The following is a 14,607-nucleotide window of genomic DNA, read 5'->3' as shown; positions in this document are numbered from 1 at the left end:
TACAGTGACCTATACTGCTACGGACGTGGCAGGCGGTACATCACCGTTCTATGTATGGAAGAAGAACGGCGTGACGGTAGGTGCGGGTCCTGTATACTCGTATGTACCTGCCAATGGTGATGTGATAACGTGCGAGATGACGAGCAACTTCCCGTGCAGGCTTCAGGATGTTGTGAGCAGCGATGTGAAGATGCGTGTGGTGGTGCCCCAGGCACCTGTGGTGACGATAAGCGCGAACCCCGGGCTGTCGATATCGGAGGGCCAGAACGTGAGGCTGACGGCTCATGTTGCCAATGGCGGCAGCGAGCCCCTGTACAGGTGGTCAGTGAACGGGACGGTGGTGAGCGGCGCTACGAACGCGATGTACATGAGCAGCGAGCTCCAGGATGGCGATGAGGTGACGGCAGAGGTGACGAGCGGCGGTTACTGTGCAGGCCTTGTGGGCACTGAGACGGTGACGATGAAGGTGAGCCCTCTGGGTGTGGGCACCACGGCCACTGGTACGGATGTGCGCCTGCTGCCCAACCCGAACAGCGGCAGGTTCACGGTACGCGGTACTGTGGGTGGTGATGCTAAGGAAGTGAACGTGGATGTAGTGGATGTACTGGGCCAGGTTGTATACCGTGGTGTGGTACGGGTACAGAACGGTGCGATAGATGAGCAACTGCAGCTGGGTGGCGACCTTGCCAACGGCATGTATATGCTGAACCTGCGCACGGCCACAGAGGTACGCACCTTCCACTTCGTGATGCAGAAGTAGACAACATACGATACACGATAGAAGCACAACGGCTTTCCCGAAAGGAAAGCCGTTGTGCGTTCAAAGAATATCTAAGGGGAATACTGTGAAGAGATGTGCCTTACCTGACAACTATACTATCTACGACCCGTTCGTTGAAGTATTCGTTGATGCGCACTATCAGTTGTTCCTTGCCATACTGTAGCTCCTGTTTCAGTGCAGCTACATCGGTATATATGTGCAGCGTCTTTCCTTCCAGCTTTACCGACCGTGTATATTTGGCTATAGCCTTGCCGGTAATGGCCTCCCACTCCTGGCTCATGCGCAGCGCCAGCATTTTGGGCTTCCAGTGCGAGCGCTCTATCAGCAGGTTTATCGCCTCTCCTATGCTATAGCTGCCCATTTATTTCTTTGTCTTTAAAAGGTTGATGAATGTATTGGGCGCAGGTACGAACAGGTTGGGGTCTTTGCCCAGCAGCATCAGTTTGTCGGTGCTCACCAGTTGCTGGTGCTCATCGGGAAAACCGCCCTGTGTTACTGTATAGCCATATGGCCCGAACAGTTCCTGCAGTTCCTTCAGCATATCACTTTTCTCAAATACGGCCGCTGCCACCTGTATGTCATAAGATATCTCCGTCACCTCCGATCCGTCCATCAGCGTCACCGACTTGCGCAGCGAGGCTGCATTCTTTTGCAGGTAGTCGTTCCATTCCTTCGATGTGGAATAGAGCTCTACCAGGCGCGCTGTAAGGTCTATATATGGCAGCAGGTTGATGGAGAGGCGCGAGAAGTTGAGCGGCTTCTGTGCAAGGGCAGCATCCAGCATTGCCTTTATACGCACCGCCTCATCCGTGAATTTCATTCTCGATATATCGGGCTCCTCGCCCAGCTCTGCTGCTGTAGGCTGGTATACCGCCAGGTAGCGCATGCCCTGCCCGGGTACAAAGGCCCTGTATATCGATAAGGTCTTTACCGCCGAGGCCACTGTCTGCCGCACGGTAACGCTGGTGCGCGTAGTGTCTACCTTCATCTGGCCATAGGCACATGTAGCCATTGCCATTACCGATATCAACAGCAGCTTCTTCATATACGGCAAATATCGGTCAATTGGGCGACAGGGAGTAAGAAAAATACCCCACCGATAGCCTAATATTGTAGTAAACATCTGTCCATGACACCCAAAGAACAAAAAGCGATACTACGGAAAGACATGCTTGCGCAAAGAGACGGCCTGTCGGCAGATGTGAAGCGCGAATGGGACAGGCAGATGTGCAGCAAGATAATGGACATCATCACAGAGCGGCAGGCACAGGTCATTCACTCATATATCCCCTTTGGTAGCGAAATAGATATCAACCCCCTGCTGCGGGACCTGCTGGCGAAAGGCCATACCATAATATGCCCAAGGTCGTTGCCCAAGCGTACCATACAGAACCTTGTGCTTACCTCGCTCGATGAGCTGGAAGAAGGCCGCTTCGGCACCAAACACCCAGCAGGTAATAATGAATACAATGGCAACATAGATCTCTTCATAGTGCCCGGCATAGGCTATAACGGGCGGTGCTACAGGCTGGGCTATGGGTCGGGCTATTACGATGTGTACTTCGCCTCTATGCCACCGGGGTATAAGCTGGGTATATGCTATCCTTTCCAGTACATTTCTGAATTTCCGGCAGAGCCGCACGATGTGCCGCTGGATAAGATAATTTTCTAGCCGCGGTATTTCCCGAAAATATAAACTACCGCCCCGCAACTTTCTTTTCTTTGTGGTGTTCTCTTGCTCCCACCTGCGTACTGCTATGTGCGCTTTTTCTGTCTGTACTTTTTTTAATGATGCCGGGTTCACGGCAATAAATATATAGTGTATGAGCGGCCAGCTGCGTATAGTACTCTTGTGGGTGATACTGGTGATATGCATGATACTGCATTTCGATTACCATGTAAGCGAGATCTTTTACGGTATAGACGTAAGAAAGGCAGGCGCCAATGGTACGGTGCCGCCCACGATACTGATCATAAGGACGGCCTTCCATTTTCTGCCGCTGCTATATGCCGTAACGTTGATGTGGTATGCCGGCGCTGTGGCCAGGAAGGTGAATATGGTATTATCCATACTATACCTGGGCGCCAATGCTGCGCACTTCATAGGCGAGGTGCGAAAGGGGGATAATCCCAGCCAGATAATGTTGCTGGGCCTCACCTTTGTTTTATCGGCAGTGCTGGTGATGGCTGCGCGCCAGTGGGTGAGGGGTAACGCTACCAATGCTATTGACAACCTGTAAGAACGAACATTCTATGAGCTCACTTCTTCCCCAGAAACGCACGGGTAAAGTAGGGAGGATACTCCTTATCATAGCATGTATACCGCTGCTTTTCTTCATGGTCTTATTGATAATGGGCGCTTTTGCCCATGTGCCTTACTATGGCAGCGAGACCCGCATCGTACATGCACCCGCAGCTAAGGTATGGGCCCTGCTGGCCGATACCCGTATGTTCGATGCCAACAGGCATGAAGTACGCTCGGTAGAGATGCTTGAAGATGGCACCAATGGCCCCAGGCGCTGGCGCGAGCACACCCTGCTTGTAGGCGATATGTACTATACCGCCCTGCAGCAGCGGCCTGAAGACCTGATGGTGATCCGAATGGACAAGAGCGACTTCGGGATGCATGGCACATGGCAGTTCACGCTGGTGCCGGTGGGTGGCTATACAAGGGTCACCATAACCGAAACATCCCAAACCGAAGGCCTTATAATGCGCAGCATACTGAATGCGCTAGGGCGCAATGCGAATATGATATTGCTACTCCGTGCCCTGGAAGATGGCGTGAAAAAAATGTAAGGATATGACAAGAGGTAAAGCCATTATAAATACCTGCAGTATGGTCATCACATTGTGTTGTGTAAGCGGCGCCCTGCCGGCACAGCAGCCTAAGACCAATGTGACCCTGGGCATAAAGCCCGACTACTGGTATACTACCAGTGGAGACGGTGTAAGGGTGAACGATGTGCTACCGGGGCAGACAGCCGCACAGGCAGGCATAAAGGCAGGTGACATCATCACTGCACTGGATAAGAAGAACATCAAGAATATATTCGCCTACAAAGATGTGCTGGGTACTTATCACGCAGGCGACTCTGTGGTCATAACATTGCTCAGAGACAAGAAGCCTATGGTCATAAGGACGCGCTTCGCAAAAGACTAGGTGTTCTGCTATGCCCACAAAAAAAGCGGCTGAGATCTCAGCCGCCTAATAACTAATTCCTAATACCCGGTCTCGAATACCTAGATGTCTATCTTGGCATACTTGGCATGGGTCTCTATGAACTGGCGGCGAGGTGGTACCTCATCACCCATCAGCATAGAGAATATCTCATCGGCATACGTCATGCTTTCTATGGTCACCTGCTTCAGCGTGCGTGTTCCGGGGTTCATGGTGGTATCCCACAATTGCTCTGCGTTCATCTCACCCAGACCTTTATAGCGCTGCACATTCACCGAGTCTTCCTTGCCGCCTGCCAGCTCTTCTATGGCCGCCTTACGGTCTTCTTCGGTCCAGGCATATTTGCCTTCCTTGCCTTTCTTCACCAGGTATAGCGGTGGCTGTGCCAGGTATACATAGCCCTGCAGTACCAGTTCTTTCATATAGCGGTAGAAGAAAGTAAGTATGAGGGTGGCTATGTGCGATCCGTCCACATCGGCATCCGTCATTATGATGATCTTGTGGTAGCGCAGCTTTGTCAGGTTCAGCGCCTTGGGGTCCTCGGGTGTACCTATGGATACGCCCAATGCAGTGAACATGTTCTTTATTTCCTCGTTCTCGTAAATTTTATATTCCTGCGCCTTTTCTACGTTCAGTATCTTACCCCTCAGCGGCAGTATGGCCTGGTAGCTGCGGTCGCGGCCCTGCTTGGCAGTACCACCGGCCGAATCTCCTTCCACCAGGTACAGCTCGCACTTTTCGGGGTCGCGCTCAGAGCAGTCTGCCAGTTTGCCGGGCATGCCCCCGCCCGATAGTACGCTCTTGCGCTGTACCATCTCGCGTGCCTTGCGTGCTGCTGCGCGTGCCTGTGCGGCCAGTATCACTTTGTCTATTATCAGCTTGGCCTCTTTGGGGTGTTCTTCCAGGTAGGCGTCCAATACGCGGCTCACGCATACGTCCACCACGCCCATCACCTCGTTATTGCCCAGTTTGGTCTTGGTCTGTCCCTCGAACTGTGGCTCCGGCACCTTCACCGATATGATGGCGCTCAGGCCTTCGCGGAAGTCGTCGCCCGTTATCTCTACCTTGGCCTTCTCGAACAGCTTGTTCTTGTCGCCATAAGATTTGAATACGCGCGTTATAGAGCGGCGGAAGCCCGCAACGTGCGTACCACCTTCTATGGTATTGATGTTGTTGACGTAGGAGAAGATATGCTCGTTGTAAGAGGTGTTGTAGCTCAGTGCCACATCTACCGCCACGTTCGATTCCTTGTCGTAGCTTTCTACGAATATGGGTGTGGCCAGCAGCGGATCGCGCTTGCCGGTACGGTCCAGCATCTGCACGAACTCTATGATACCGCCCTCGCTGAAGAAGGTCTCGCTCAGTGGCTGGCCATCCTCTGCGAATTCGCGGTTGTCGGTCAGTACTATGCGTATACCCTTGTTCAGGTAAGACAGCTCGCGCAGGCGACCTGCCAGTATCTCCCTGTTGTATACTGTTTCTTTGAAGATGGTATTATCGGGCCAGAAATGCTGCAGGGTACCCCTGTTGGTAGAGGTGCCTATCTCGCGCACTGCATACTGTGGTATGCCCGTGCGGTACTCCTGCTCGAATATCTTGCCCTCGCGGAAGACAGTGGTGTGCATCACAGTGCTCAGCGCGTTCACGCAGCTCACCCCCACACCATGCAGCCCGCCCGATACCTTGTAGCTGTCCTTATCGAACTTGCCACCTGCATGCAGTACCGTCATCACCACTTCCAGTGCCGACCGACCCTCTTTGGGGTGCATGCCCGTAGGTATGCCGCGGCCGTCGTCCAGCACGCTTATAGAGTTGTCGGCATGTATGGTCACTGTTATGTTCTTACAATGCCCTGCCAGCGCCTCGTCTATAGAGTTGTCCACTACCTCGTACACCAGGTGGTGCAGGCCCTTCACGCCTATATCGCCTATGTACATCGCGGGGCGTTTGCGCACCGCTTCCAAACCTTCCAGAACCTGTATACTCCCCGCGTCGTACTCTGCAGGGGCTTTTACTACCTCATTTTCTGTTTCCATGTATCTTCTAATGTGTATCTGTGCCGTTGGAGAGCGTGCTAGTGCGTTCCCCGAACGGTCTTAATATGTAACAATATCCGGCCATATGACCGGATATTCAGCCTTACAAAGATAGTTTTTATAAAGGTATTTAACAACAAAAAAGTAGCATAAGAAGAGGGACTTTTTTGGGGTGATCTTCGCTCCTTTGGGCATGGAATAAGAAGCTGTGGAGATGTGCTGCCTGCCTGTGCTGCCGCTGTGATCCCCGGTGGCGGAGCGAGGGCTCATTTGCCGCTATCGGCACATTGTTGCCCGGAATTGCTTTGACAGCAAAAAAAATTGCTTAGATTTGATACTTAATTTATAAAACCGTAGCTCATAGTATGAGGTCATTCCTGCTTACCGCAGCCATATATGTGGCTTTTGCGGGCGGTGCATTCGCGCAGAACCTACCCCCGGTATACCGCTGGGAGATAGGCGTGAATGGCGGCTATAGTACCATTACAAGGCCCGACGGCCCACCTGCAGTTTACAGCGGCAACAGCACCAACGTATCGAAGGATTATTCGCTGCGGGCCAGCTATTATTTCAACTGGCACTGGATGATGTCTGTGGACATAGGCAACCGCCGTTGGGAGAGCTTTGGAGAATGGCAGATGGACGACCGCTATGGCAAGCCGCTGAACCCCTACAAGGTAAAATTCCTGATAGCCGACCACGCCATTACCTCATCGGTACAGATGAACTATGTGATACCCTTCTACTCGCAGTTCACCACCTTCAACCGTGCCAACCTATACTTTGGCGCACAGGCGGGTATGGTGAACACTGTGAACGATGGTTCGCGCTCGTATGGCGTGCTTGCCACCGATTCCAGCGTACGGTATACGAATGGTGTGAACTATGGATCGGGCATGGGCTATACGCTGGGCCTGCAGACGGGCTTCATCTACTACATCACCCCGCGCTTTGGTGTGAATGCCGAGCTGGCACTGCGCTATGTGGATGTGCATACCACCGGCGACCATTGGGCAGCGCCTATATCGCACTACCGCCTTATGCACTTCCCGCAGACACTGGGCATACGCTGGAGGCTTTATTAGGGGCCTCTCCCCGTCCCTCTCCGAAGGAGAGGGTGATGGACCGTATGCAAATGAACTATTATAAAAATATAAAGGAGCCCATGGGCTCCTTTATATTTTTATGCTGATGCGTGTAGGTCTTTCTCCATGGTATAGTGCGGTATGCCTACCTCGTGGTACATATCGCCTACCTGCCGGTAGCCCATACTGCGGTAGAAGCCCATGGCCACCTCGCGGGCATGCAGCACCATTGTGCTGTAGCCTTTGCCGGCGGCATACCTTTCGGCGGCAGCCACCAACTGGCGACCTATACCCTTGCCCTGCCATTCGTTGTAGACGGCCATCTGGCGAAGCTGCACCTGCCCGTCATCGAGGTGATGCAGCATGAGGCAGGCTATGACACGGCCATCGGCCTTGCCTACCATTATATCATCGGTATGATCGCGCGAGAGGTCTTCGTTGTGCAGAGACATGCCCAGCGGCCTGCGCAATATCTCTTCCCTCAGCGCAAAGACCTCGGCATATTCGGGCGCGGCTGAGTTGATGACATGGGTATGGATGGTATGCATATGGGTAGTGGTATTATTTATTGAAATGTGTATGATGCCGGGTGATGCCGAACATTACTTAAGCTCTATTACCGTCTCTTCCGTAGCCTTTATGACAAAGGGCACAACTTTTTCCTGCCCGCCGGGGCCGCCACCGGCCTTGTGATAATGGGCCTGGTATTCGCCGGGCTGTATCTGCAGGTGCTGCGCCACGGGGTCTGCAAGGCGCAGGGTGAAGAAAGACATATACTTGTCGGCCAGGCGCTGGTACAGGGTCACACTATTCATGCCTTCTTCTGCCACGAATTTGGCAAAGCCGGGCTGCAATATAGTGATCACCTTCTCGTTGAAGTCGAGGTCTATATTGCGCCTGTCCATAGGAAAGGTGTTGATCTCGATATGGTAGTTGCCGGGCTCATACTCCAGCTTCTCGGTACACTTCTGCCTTACTACAGAGAGCCACCCTCTACCTTGTTGCGCTCTATTACCACGGCCTCGAATTCCTTCACTGGCCTGCCCAGGTTGCCGCCATACTCGAAGCTGAGACTGGCCTTCTTCACCGTCACTATCACCTTGTTTCGCTTGTTGGGCTCTATCACTACATTGTTCACCACCAGGCTGCGCGTTTCGGAGAAGGCGAGCTTGTAGGTGCCGGGCGGTATGCCCTCCTGCGGGTCGGGGTTGCCATCGGCATCTACCGTGCGGTAGAAACGTTTCACCATCTTATCGGTACCGGGCTCCAGTATAAGCACCTGCGGCGTAGTGGGGAAGAACTTGCCATGACCATTGGTGAAGTATACCTCTACCGTGGTCTTTTCGGCATCTTCTTTCTCTATGGTGTATTCGGCTATCTTAGGCTCGGGCAGTTTTGGGCCGGGCTTCACAGGTACGGCCGGCTTAGTGGGTGTAACGGGCTTTACGGCTACCGGTGGCTCGGCATCGAACTTCAGCGGGGGCAGTGGTGGTATCTTGCTGCGCAGGCGCGATTCTGTACCATTCTCCAGCAGTATGAAGGTCATTATTCGCTTGGCAGGCATGGGTACTACCCTGGCTATCTTCTCGGGCGGCGGCAACTGCGGCAGTTCCTCTACTATGAGTGGCTTGTATGGCGCCACTGCCCTTTCCTTTGCAATGGGCTGGCGGGGACGGTCCATGGTCATGGCGCCGGCTTTGCCACCTGCCAGGCGGTCTATCGCCTGCAGTGCGGGGCGCTGCCAGGGCTCGTCGGGTACCACGGCCACATAGGGGCTTACGCGCGTGAGGCGTGCGCCTGCGGGTGTTACCAGCGGCATCTTTATAGTTACTATACCGGCAGGTGCTACCTTATCCACATTCACTACCGGCCTGGGCTCTGGCGCAGGCGGTGGTGGCGGCGCTTCCTCGGTCACTACGGCCTTGTAGGGTGCTACCTTTCTGGCGGCGGTGAGCACGGGCGTGGGCGCATATATCCTGACCATGGCCATGCCGGAGACCGGCAGGCTATTTATGACCTCGGGCGTGGGTCTCTTAGGTGCAGGTGGCGGAGGTGGTGCAGGTACCGGCATGGTGACCACCGTCTTCACGGTGTCTGAGACCTTTACTGTAGGTATGGTCACACCCATTACCGTGGGCGACTTTGCGGCCACTTCCTTTATACTGGTGTACTCTTTGGTATTTACATTTATAACGGGGCGGAAAGCCCTTACTATGGTGCTCACGGCCGTGGGTATGTCGCTGCCCCTGGTCACCTCCAGGTAGTCGCCCATGCAGGTGTAGGACGCGCGTACGGAGGCACTGCTCTCGAGGTTGATGATGTAGGGCCTGAAGAACACCTTGCTTTCGGCCAGCTTCTTCATGACGGCGCATATATCGCCACCGCAGCTTTCGCCCCCATCGGTAATGAGGATGATGCTATAGGCGTTGCGGTTCACATCTATGAGGTCGTACTCGGCGGCCTGCTGCAGGGCATAGGCTATAGAGGTGACACCGAGCGGCTTTATATCGTCCAGCCGGTATTCCATCTGCAGCTTATTGTCCTTGGCAAAGGGTACCTCGTTGCGGGTGTCATGGCAGTCGTTCTCCTGCACGGTAGACTGGTGCCCGAAAACACGCAGGGAGAACTCCACATCGCTATTCACCCGGTACACGCTGTCCATCAGGCGGAGGATGAGCTCATCGGCCACCTTCGTTTTGATGCGGTTGCCCTCCCATGGCAGGGTCATACTGCTCGACCTATCGAGCAGCAGGAGGATGCGCGGCTGCGTGGCGGTCCTGTCCACCTGGGCAGAGCTGCCATATGCGCACCCCATCAGTAAAAGGGAAAACAGCGATCTCTTCAGCAACATGTACTACTAATGGCTACAAACCTACGCCATTTGCCCGAATACCGCCCTAAAACTTGCCGGCCGGGAGGTATGAGATGCGCGGCTTTTTTGTTCGCATCCCCCCTCAAATACCCCTTTGCACGAATTGTCGAATTGTCGAATTAACTTCACAGCCATAAAATGGTCTTTCAATGAAATACACACCCATACCATCCAAACTATACGAGCAGAACAGGCAGCGGTACATCAAAAAAATGAAGCCCAATTCTGTGGCCATCTTCCCGGCCAGCCCTACCTTTCCCAAAAGCGGCGATGGCGTGTATGGCTACAAGCCCGATGCCGATGTGATGTGGCTATCGGGCATAGTGCAGGAAAAGACGATAGTGGTGCTATACCCCGACAACCCCGATAAGAACATGCGCGAGGTACTGGTACTGCTGCGGCCCAACGATATGCTGGAAAAATGGGTGGGTCACAAGCTGCGCAAGCATGAGGCCACGGCCATATCGGGTATAAGCAATGTGCAGTGGCTGGATGGTTTTGATACCATGCTGCAGGTGATGATGAACAGCGCCGATGTGGTGTATGTGAACACCAACGAGCACAACAGGCTGGATGTGGAACTACCCCGCACCGACCTGGCCTTTGTACACGACCTGATGAAGAAATATCCCGCGCACAACTACGACCGCGCGGCGCGTATAATGAAGGAGCTGCGCGCAGTGAAGACCAAGGAAGAGATAGAAGTAACGAAGCAGGCCATAGCCATAACGGCAAAAGCGTTCGACCGGGTGCTGAAATTCGTGGAGCCGGGTGTGATGGAGTATGAGATAGAGGCCGAGATAACGCACGAGTTCCTGCGCAACAGGGCCACGGGCCATGCCTATGGCTGCATCATAGCATCGGGCGACAGGGCGCGTACCCTGCACTATGAGGAGAACAACCAGGAGTGCAAGGACGGCGAGCTGCTGCTGATGGACTTTGGCGCAGAGTATGGCAACTACAATGCCGACCTGACGCGTACCATACCTGTGAACGGAAAATTCACCAAGAGGCAGAAGGAAGTATACGATGCCTGCCTGGCCGTACACAACCATGGCAAGAGCATACTGAAGCCGGGCATACTCTTCCCCGACTATGTAAAGAGCATCAATGCCGAGATGGAGAAGCAACTGCTGAAGATAGGCCTCATCACCAAGAGCGATATAAAGAACCAAGACCCCGCCGACCCTGCCTTCCGCAAGTATTTCTACCATGGGGTATCGCATCACCTGGGCCTGGTGGTACACGACGTGGGCTCCTATACCGATGCCGTAAAAGAGGGCATGCTCTTTACCATAGAGCCGGGTATATATGTAGAGGAGGAGCAGATGGGCATACGCATAGAGAACAATATTTGGATGACCAAGAGCGGTAACATAGACCTCTTCAAAGGCATACCCATAACCACTGAGGAGATAGAGGCCGTGATGAAAAGAAAGTGATGAATGGCGGTAAACGATCTGTATAGGGTATCTCGCAAGAGGTACCCTGTTTTTTTGCTGCAATGAGGAGGCTGCTTATTTGAAATAGAACATACCCGGCCCCAGCCCGGTAAGGAAAGTAGTAACAAGAGCGCCATCGGGCCGGTATACGGTCACATTGCCCTTTTGCACAAAGCCCTTTGGGTCGCCCACATATATGTGGCCTGTGGCCGGTTCTATACCCAGCGCCCAGTAGTACTGGTACTTGGTGCCCTGTACAAAGGCAGTAGCGGGTAGCGCCGCATCGTATATGCTCATGCGGTATATACCATTGTCTGCAGTGCTGCCGTCATATTTTACCTGTATGAAGTATAGTGTATCGCGTGTGGCATTGAAGATGGGTTTTATAGGATCTGTCTTCTCGGGGAATGTATAGGTCTTCAGCACTGTACCTGTAGATGGGTCTATACGACTGAGGGTGGCCCTGCGCTTTTTGGTCACATTACCGGCCATCACCCACAGCATCTGGTCTTTGTCTACTACTACAGCATGCGGCGAATAGCCCGGCAGTGCCACCGACCTTGTTATGTGCCCTGTAGCGGCATCCAGTTGATAGACCTTGTTGCACAAGGTATCCCACGGACATACTACCACGCTGCCATTGTGCAGGCACATACCCTCGGGGTTCCTGTCGGGCAGGGCTATAGTTCCTGTCACCTGTAGGGTGTGTACGTCTATGGTGTATATGTTGTGGCTGTATAGGGTAGATACATATGCCTTGCCATTGCCCGTGGGCAGTATATAGCGCGGCTTGGGTATGCTGATGGTGCCTGCCAGTTTGCGGTCGGTGGCGTTCAGCACCACTATCTTGTCAGAATTATTGATGCAGAGGTAGAGGCTGTCGCCCATGCGGAGCATGCTCTGGAACACATCTCCCAGCGGCTGCCCGTTAGCGGCGCTGTACAGGTCGCCGTACACACTGTCTGTAGCAGGGTCGTAGGTATAAAGAGATGCATCGCCCGTGCCGAAGTTGCCCTCGCATACAATGTATACATCGCCCTTGGCAGAATAGGTGTTGCCGCGCGGTGTGGGTCTGTCCTTTACGCAGGAGGCTGTGCAGAGCAGCAAGTACAGCAGTATCAGTATCTTGCCAGCTTGCCTGTCCATGTGTTGCCGTTATCGTCAGAAATGGAAAGGTAGTATATACCGGCGGGGTATTTTGCTATGCTCAGCTCTGCGGTAGTGCCTGTTATGGGTGCCTGTAGCAGCACAGCCCCTGTAGTGGAAGTGAGCGTGAGCCGGGTGTTGCCCATGGCATGTGCGATGCGGATATTGACCTTGTCGGTAGCGGGGTTGGGGAATATGGCGGCCTGCAAGGCAGGGCCTGCTATATCTATACCGGTACTGATGAGGTGGATGGCGCCCACGGCATCGAGGTCGAAGCCGCCCGATGGGAAGTTGGTAGGGTAGGGGTCGTTGATGACCTGGCCCTCTTTATCGGTAGAGGAATGCCCGCTGACCGAGCCTACTACATCTACCAGGCGTATGTGGGTGATATTGTTCACATCGAGGCCGGGTGTGCCTGCAAGGTCCTGCAGGTCGAAGGGTGTGCCATAGCCTGATATGTACTTGCCTGCCAGGTTGTGCACTTTGGAGGCATCCATATATACGCCCGATCCGGGTACCTGTGGGCTTACAGGTGTATTGGAGGTGGCAGGGAAACGGAAAAAGGTCACTCCATCAGAGCTCACCTCTACAAAGGCCAGCTCCAGGAAGGCCATAGAAGGGTCGGCGGGGTCGGCAAATCCGTTCTCGAATACAGCGAAGTCGGGGCCACTGCCATTGTACAGGTGGCCGCTGAAGGTGAGGGTGGCCACGCCGCTATCGCCCAGCGATACTATAGAGCTGTTGGACATGCCTGTGGCATTGGCCGGGTCACCCAGAGAGGTAAGGCCTGCCGGTGGGTCGGCGATGTCTATATAGCCACGCTGCACCGTGCACGAGGTGGCCCAGCCTGCGAACAACGGGCTGGAAGATGGTATGGCCGTGCTGCCTGCTACACCGGCCTGCGGTGCGAACTGTGCATGTGCAGCACTGCACAGCGCTATAGCTGCTATAGATAATAAGGCTCTCATGGTACTATTTGGAATTGCTATTGATTATAGGGTGCCCTGTGGCGCAAAGATACGTCACGGGGCACCCGGAAGAACTATTGTTTTGCAAAGCGGATGGCAGCCTTGCGGCCATCGCCTGTTATTTGCAGCAGGTACATGCCTGCAGGCAGCGATGTGGTGCTTATCTCGGTGTGTGGTGCAGCATTGTCGAGGGTCAGTATTACTTTGCCGTCCATACCTACTACGGTCATGTGCACAGGGGCATTGTCCGGCAGGTCTATAAAGAGACGGTCGGTGGCGGGCTGCGGATATACCCTGATGGTCTGTGCGACCTCATGGCCAGCGGTGAATGTGGGAGGAGGGGTGGAGGTATCGAATGTTTCGTAGGTAGTGAAGTGGTCCATGCAGAAGTATGCAGGTGTGTTCATGCCGAAGGAGCCTACATCGGTAGAGGCCAGGGTGAACTCTATACTGTCTACCTTGCCCAGTGGTTCCAGGTCCATCCATTCCCAGGTACGCAGTATGTAGTTGTCATTAGAGTCGGGCTGAAGGAAGTTGGCAAGGTATAGGCCAACGCTGTCTGTCTTCTTTACACCATGGTAGTAGCCCTTCGCCACAAGCATGAACCAGTCGCCATTGTGGAACTTGCGGGCAAAGCCATCGCCATCCCTCATGCTGTTGTAGGCATAGGTGCTATTGGTGATGCGGCAGCCTTTTACAGGGTGCCCGATGGCAGCATCGGTGAGCTTTACCTTTACACCGCCAAAGGCGTTGGCCACTACATATTTCTCCGATCCGGCATGGCCTATACCGGCCTTTGCAGCATATTGGTTGGTGAAACCACTAGTGACACTATCCGTCATGTTGGAGTATGCCCAGCCGGATGTCCAGATGCCGCCCCAGGCAGCATCGTATACGCAGGGGAAATAGGCCATACCGTTGGCAAAGCCTACATCGGTGCCCGATGCTGTGTAGTTGGTGTAGAAGGTGTCGGCATGTGCGAGGGATAGCGCCTCGAAGGTAGCCACTGTTTGCGCCCTGAGGGCAGAGGTGCCCATTGCAAGGGCGGAAAGCATTAATGTAAATTTGCGCATATAGAACTGGTTTAAAAAAAACA

16 protein-coding genes are annotated in these 14,607 nt (G+C 53.9%); 7 read left to right on the top strand and 9 right to left on the bottom strand.

Annotated features, from left to right (window positions below; all coding sequences use genetic code 11):
* A partial coding sequence (locus tag ABD843_RS04985) for a T9SS type A sorting domain-containing protein (protein WP_345079430.1) occupies positions 1-760 on the top strand: 760 nt, incomplete at its 5' end.
* A 100-nt stretch (positions 761-860) separates the two neighbouring features.
* Here the strand turns inward: ABD843_RS04985 and ABD843_RS04980 are convergent.
* Positions 861-1,142, bottom strand: coding sequence for a DciA family protein (locus ABD843_RS04980; protein ID WP_345079427.1), 282 nt, complete (start codon positions 1,140-1,142; stop codon positions 861-863).
* Positions 1,143-1,826: a hypothetical protein gene (locus tag ABD843_RS04975; protein ID WP_345079424.1), complete on the bottom strand. Its 684-nt coding sequence runs from the start codon at positions 1,824-1,826 to the stop codon at positions 1,143-1,145.
* 84 nt (positions 1,827-1,910) lie between these two features.
* On the opposite strand from ABD843_RS04975, the gene ABD843_RS04970 reads away from it, so the two are divergent.
* From ABD843_RS04970 to ABD843_RS04955, 4 genes are all read left to right on the top strand, one after another.
* Positions 1,911-2,453: a 5-formyltetrahydrofolate cyclo-ligase gene (locus ABD843_RS04970; RefSeq protein ID WP_345079421.1), complete on the top strand. Its 543-nt coding sequence runs from the start codon at positions 1,911-1,913 to the stop codon at positions 2,451-2,453.
* A 151-nt stretch (positions 2,454-2,604) separates the two neighbouring features.
* On the top strand, positions 2,605-3,021 hold the full coding sequence (locus ABD843_RS04965; RefSeq protein WP_345079418.1) for a hypothetical protein: 417 nt from the start codon (positions 2,605-2,607) through the stop codon (positions 3,019-3,021).
* A gap of 13 nt (positions 3,022-3,034) precedes the next feature.
* Positions 3,035-3,580, top strand: a complete 546-nt coding sequence (locus tag ABD843_RS04960; RefSeq protein WP_345079415.1) for an SRPBCC family protein — start codon at positions 3,035-3,037, stop codon at positions 3,578-3,580.
* Positions 3,581-3,584: 4 nt separating this feature from the next.
* Positions 3,585-3,944, top strand: coding sequence for a PDZ domain-containing protein (locus tag ABD843_RS04955; RefSeq protein WP_345079412.1), 360 nt, complete (start codon positions 3,585-3,587; stop codon positions 3,942-3,944).
* A gap of 80 nt (positions 3,945-4,024) precedes the next feature.
* Here the strand turns inward: ABD843_RS04955 and gyrB are convergent, their stop codons facing one another.
* Positions 4,025-5,998, bottom strand: a complete 1,974-nt coding sequence (gyrB, locus tag ABD843_RS04950; RefSeq protein WP_345079409.1) for a DNA topoisomerase (ATP-hydrolyzing) subunit B — start codon at positions 5,996-5,998, stop codon at positions 4,025-4,027.
* Between the two features lie 365 nt (positions 5,999-6,363).
* Here gyrB and ABD843_RS04945 point away from each other — a divergent pair, with 365 nt between their 5' ends.
* A complete protein-coding gene (locus ABD843_RS04945) occupies positions 6,364-7,083 on the top strand; it encodes a hypothetical protein (protein ID WP_345079406.1) in 720 nt (239 codons plus the stop codon).
* Between the two features lie 98 nt (positions 7,084-7,181).
* On the opposite strand, the gene ABD843_RS04940 is transcribed toward ABD843_RS04945, so the two are convergent.
* The 3 genes from ABD843_RS04940 to ABD843_RS04930 all read right to left on the bottom strand — a co-directional run bounded on the left by ABD843_RS04940 (position 7,182) and on the right by ABD843_RS04930 (position 9,934).
* Positions 7,182-7,631, bottom strand: coding sequence for a GNAT family N-acetyltransferase (locus ABD843_RS04940; protein ID WP_345079404.1), 450 nt, complete (start codon positions 7,629-7,631; stop codon positions 7,182-7,184).
* A gap of 54 nt (positions 7,632-7,685) precedes the next feature.
* A complete protein-coding gene (locus tag ABD843_RS04935) occupies positions 7,686-7,988 on the bottom strand; it encodes a hypothetical protein (protein WP_345079402.1) in 303 nt (100 codons plus the stop codon).
* A gap of 71 nt (positions 7,989-8,059) precedes the next feature.
* The gene (locus ABD843_RS04930; protein ID WP_345079400.1) at positions 8,060-9,934 is read right to left on the bottom strand and encodes a vWA domain-containing protein; all 1,875 of its coding nucleotides are present in this window, start codon (positions 9,932-9,934) and stop codon (positions 8,060-8,062) included.
* A gap of 170 nt (positions 9,935-10,104) precedes the next feature.
* On the opposite strand from ABD843_RS04930, the gene ABD843_RS04925 reads away from it, so the two are divergent.
* The gene (locus tag ABD843_RS04925; protein ID WP_345079398.1) at positions 10,105-11,397 is read left to right on the top strand and encodes an aminopeptidase P N-terminal domain-containing protein; all 1,293 of its coding nucleotides are present in this window, start codon (positions 10,105-10,107) and stop codon (positions 11,395-11,397) included.
* A gap of 75 nt (positions 11,398-11,472) precedes the next feature.
* On the opposite strand, the gene ABD843_RS04920 is transcribed toward ABD843_RS04925, so the two are convergent.
* The 3 genes from ABD843_RS04920 to ABD843_RS04910 form a co-directional block, all read right to left on the bottom strand.
* Positions 11,473-12,543: a DUF5074 domain-containing protein gene (locus tag ABD843_RS04920; RefSeq protein ID WP_345079396.1), complete on the bottom strand. Its 1,071-nt coding sequence runs from the start codon at positions 12,541-12,543 to the stop codon at positions 11,473-11,475.
* Positions 12,516-13,511, bottom strand: coding sequence for a T9SS type A sorting domain-containing protein (locus tag ABD843_RS04915; RefSeq protein ID WP_345079394.1), 996 nt, complete (start codon positions 13,509-13,511; stop codon positions 12,516-12,518). The genes ABD843_RS04920 and ABD843_RS04915 overlap by 28 nt, the downstream gene beginning before the upstream one ends.
* A gap of 74 nt (positions 13,512-13,585) precedes the next feature.
* Positions 13,586-14,566: a DUF4465 domain-containing protein gene (locus ABD843_RS04910; RefSeq protein ID WP_345079391.1), complete on the bottom strand. Its 981-nt coding sequence runs from the start codon at positions 14,564-14,566 to the stop codon at positions 13,586-13,588.
* Between the last annotated feature and the right edge of the window lie 41 nt (positions 14,567-14,607).

It is taken from the genome of Nemorincola caseinilytica (assembly GCF_039540515.1).
Lineage (GTDB): Bacteria > Bacteroidota > Bacteroidia > Chitinophagales > Chitinophagaceae > Nemorincola > Nemorincola caseinilytica.
The sequence above is the reverse complement of the archived record's forward strand: the minus strand, read 5'-3'. Positions and strand labels throughout refer to the sequence as shown.

Excerpts from the sequence above, each read along its gene's own strand:
- ABD843_RS04980 (WP_345079427.1), bottom strand. The coding sequence starts at position 1,142 with ATGGGCAGCTATAGCATAGGAGAGGCGATAAACCTGCTGATAGAGCGC.
- ABD843_RS04975 (WP_345079424.1), bottom strand. The coding sequence starts at position 1,826 with ATGAAGAAGCTGCTGTTGATATCGGTAATGGCAATGGCTACATGTGCC.
- ABD843_RS04970 (WP_345079421.1), top strand. The coding sequence starts at position 1,911 with ATGACACCCAAAGAACAAAAAGCGATACTACGGAAAGACATGCTTGCG.
- ABD843_RS04965 (WP_345079418.1), top strand. The coding sequence starts at position 2,605 with ATGAGCGGCCAGCTGCGTATAGTACTCTTGTGGGTGATACTGGTGATA.
- ABD843_RS04960 (WP_345079415.1), top strand. The coding sequence starts at position 3,035 with ATGAGCTCACTTCTTCCCCAGAAACGCACGGGTAAAGTAGGGAGGATA.
- ABD843_RS04955 (WP_345079412.1), top strand. The coding sequence starts at position 3,585 with ATGACAAGAGGTAAAGCCATTATAAATACCTGCAGTATGGTCATCACA.
- gyrB (WP_345079409.1), bottom strand. The coding sequence starts at position 5,998 with ATGGAAACAGAAAATGAGGTAGTAAAAGCCCCTGCAGAGTACGACGCG.
- ABD843_RS04945 (WP_345079406.1), top strand. The coding sequence starts at position 6,364 with ATGAGGTCATTCCTGCTTACCGCAGCCATATATGTGGCTTTTGCGGGC.
- ABD843_RS04940 (WP_345079404.1), bottom strand. The coding sequence starts at position 7,631 with ATGCATACCATCCATACCCATGTCATCAACTCAGCCGCGCCCGAATAT.
- ABD843_RS04935 (WP_345079402.1), bottom strand. The coding sequence starts at position 7,988 with ATGGACAGGCGCAATATAGACCTCGACTTCAACGAGAAGGTGATCACT.
- ABD843_RS04930 (WP_345079400.1), bottom strand. The coding sequence starts at position 9,934 with ATGTTGCTGAAGAGATCGCTGTTTTCCCTTTTACTGATGGGGTGCGCA.
- ABD843_RS04925 (WP_345079398.1), top strand. The coding sequence starts at position 10,105 with ATGAAATACACACCCATACCATCCAAACTATACGAGCAGAACAGGCAG.
- ABD843_RS04920 (WP_345079396.1), bottom strand. The coding sequence starts at position 12,543 with ATGGACAGGCAAGCTGGCAAGATACTGATACTGCTGTACTTGCTGCTC.
- ABD843_RS04915 (WP_345079394.1), bottom strand. The coding sequence starts at position 13,511 with ATGAGAGCCTTATTATCTATAGCAGCTATAGCGCTGTGCAGTGCTGCA.
- ABD843_RS04910 (WP_345079391.1), bottom strand. The coding sequence starts at position 14,566 with ATGCTTTCCGCCCTTGCAATGGGCACCTCTGCCCTCAGGGCGCAAACA.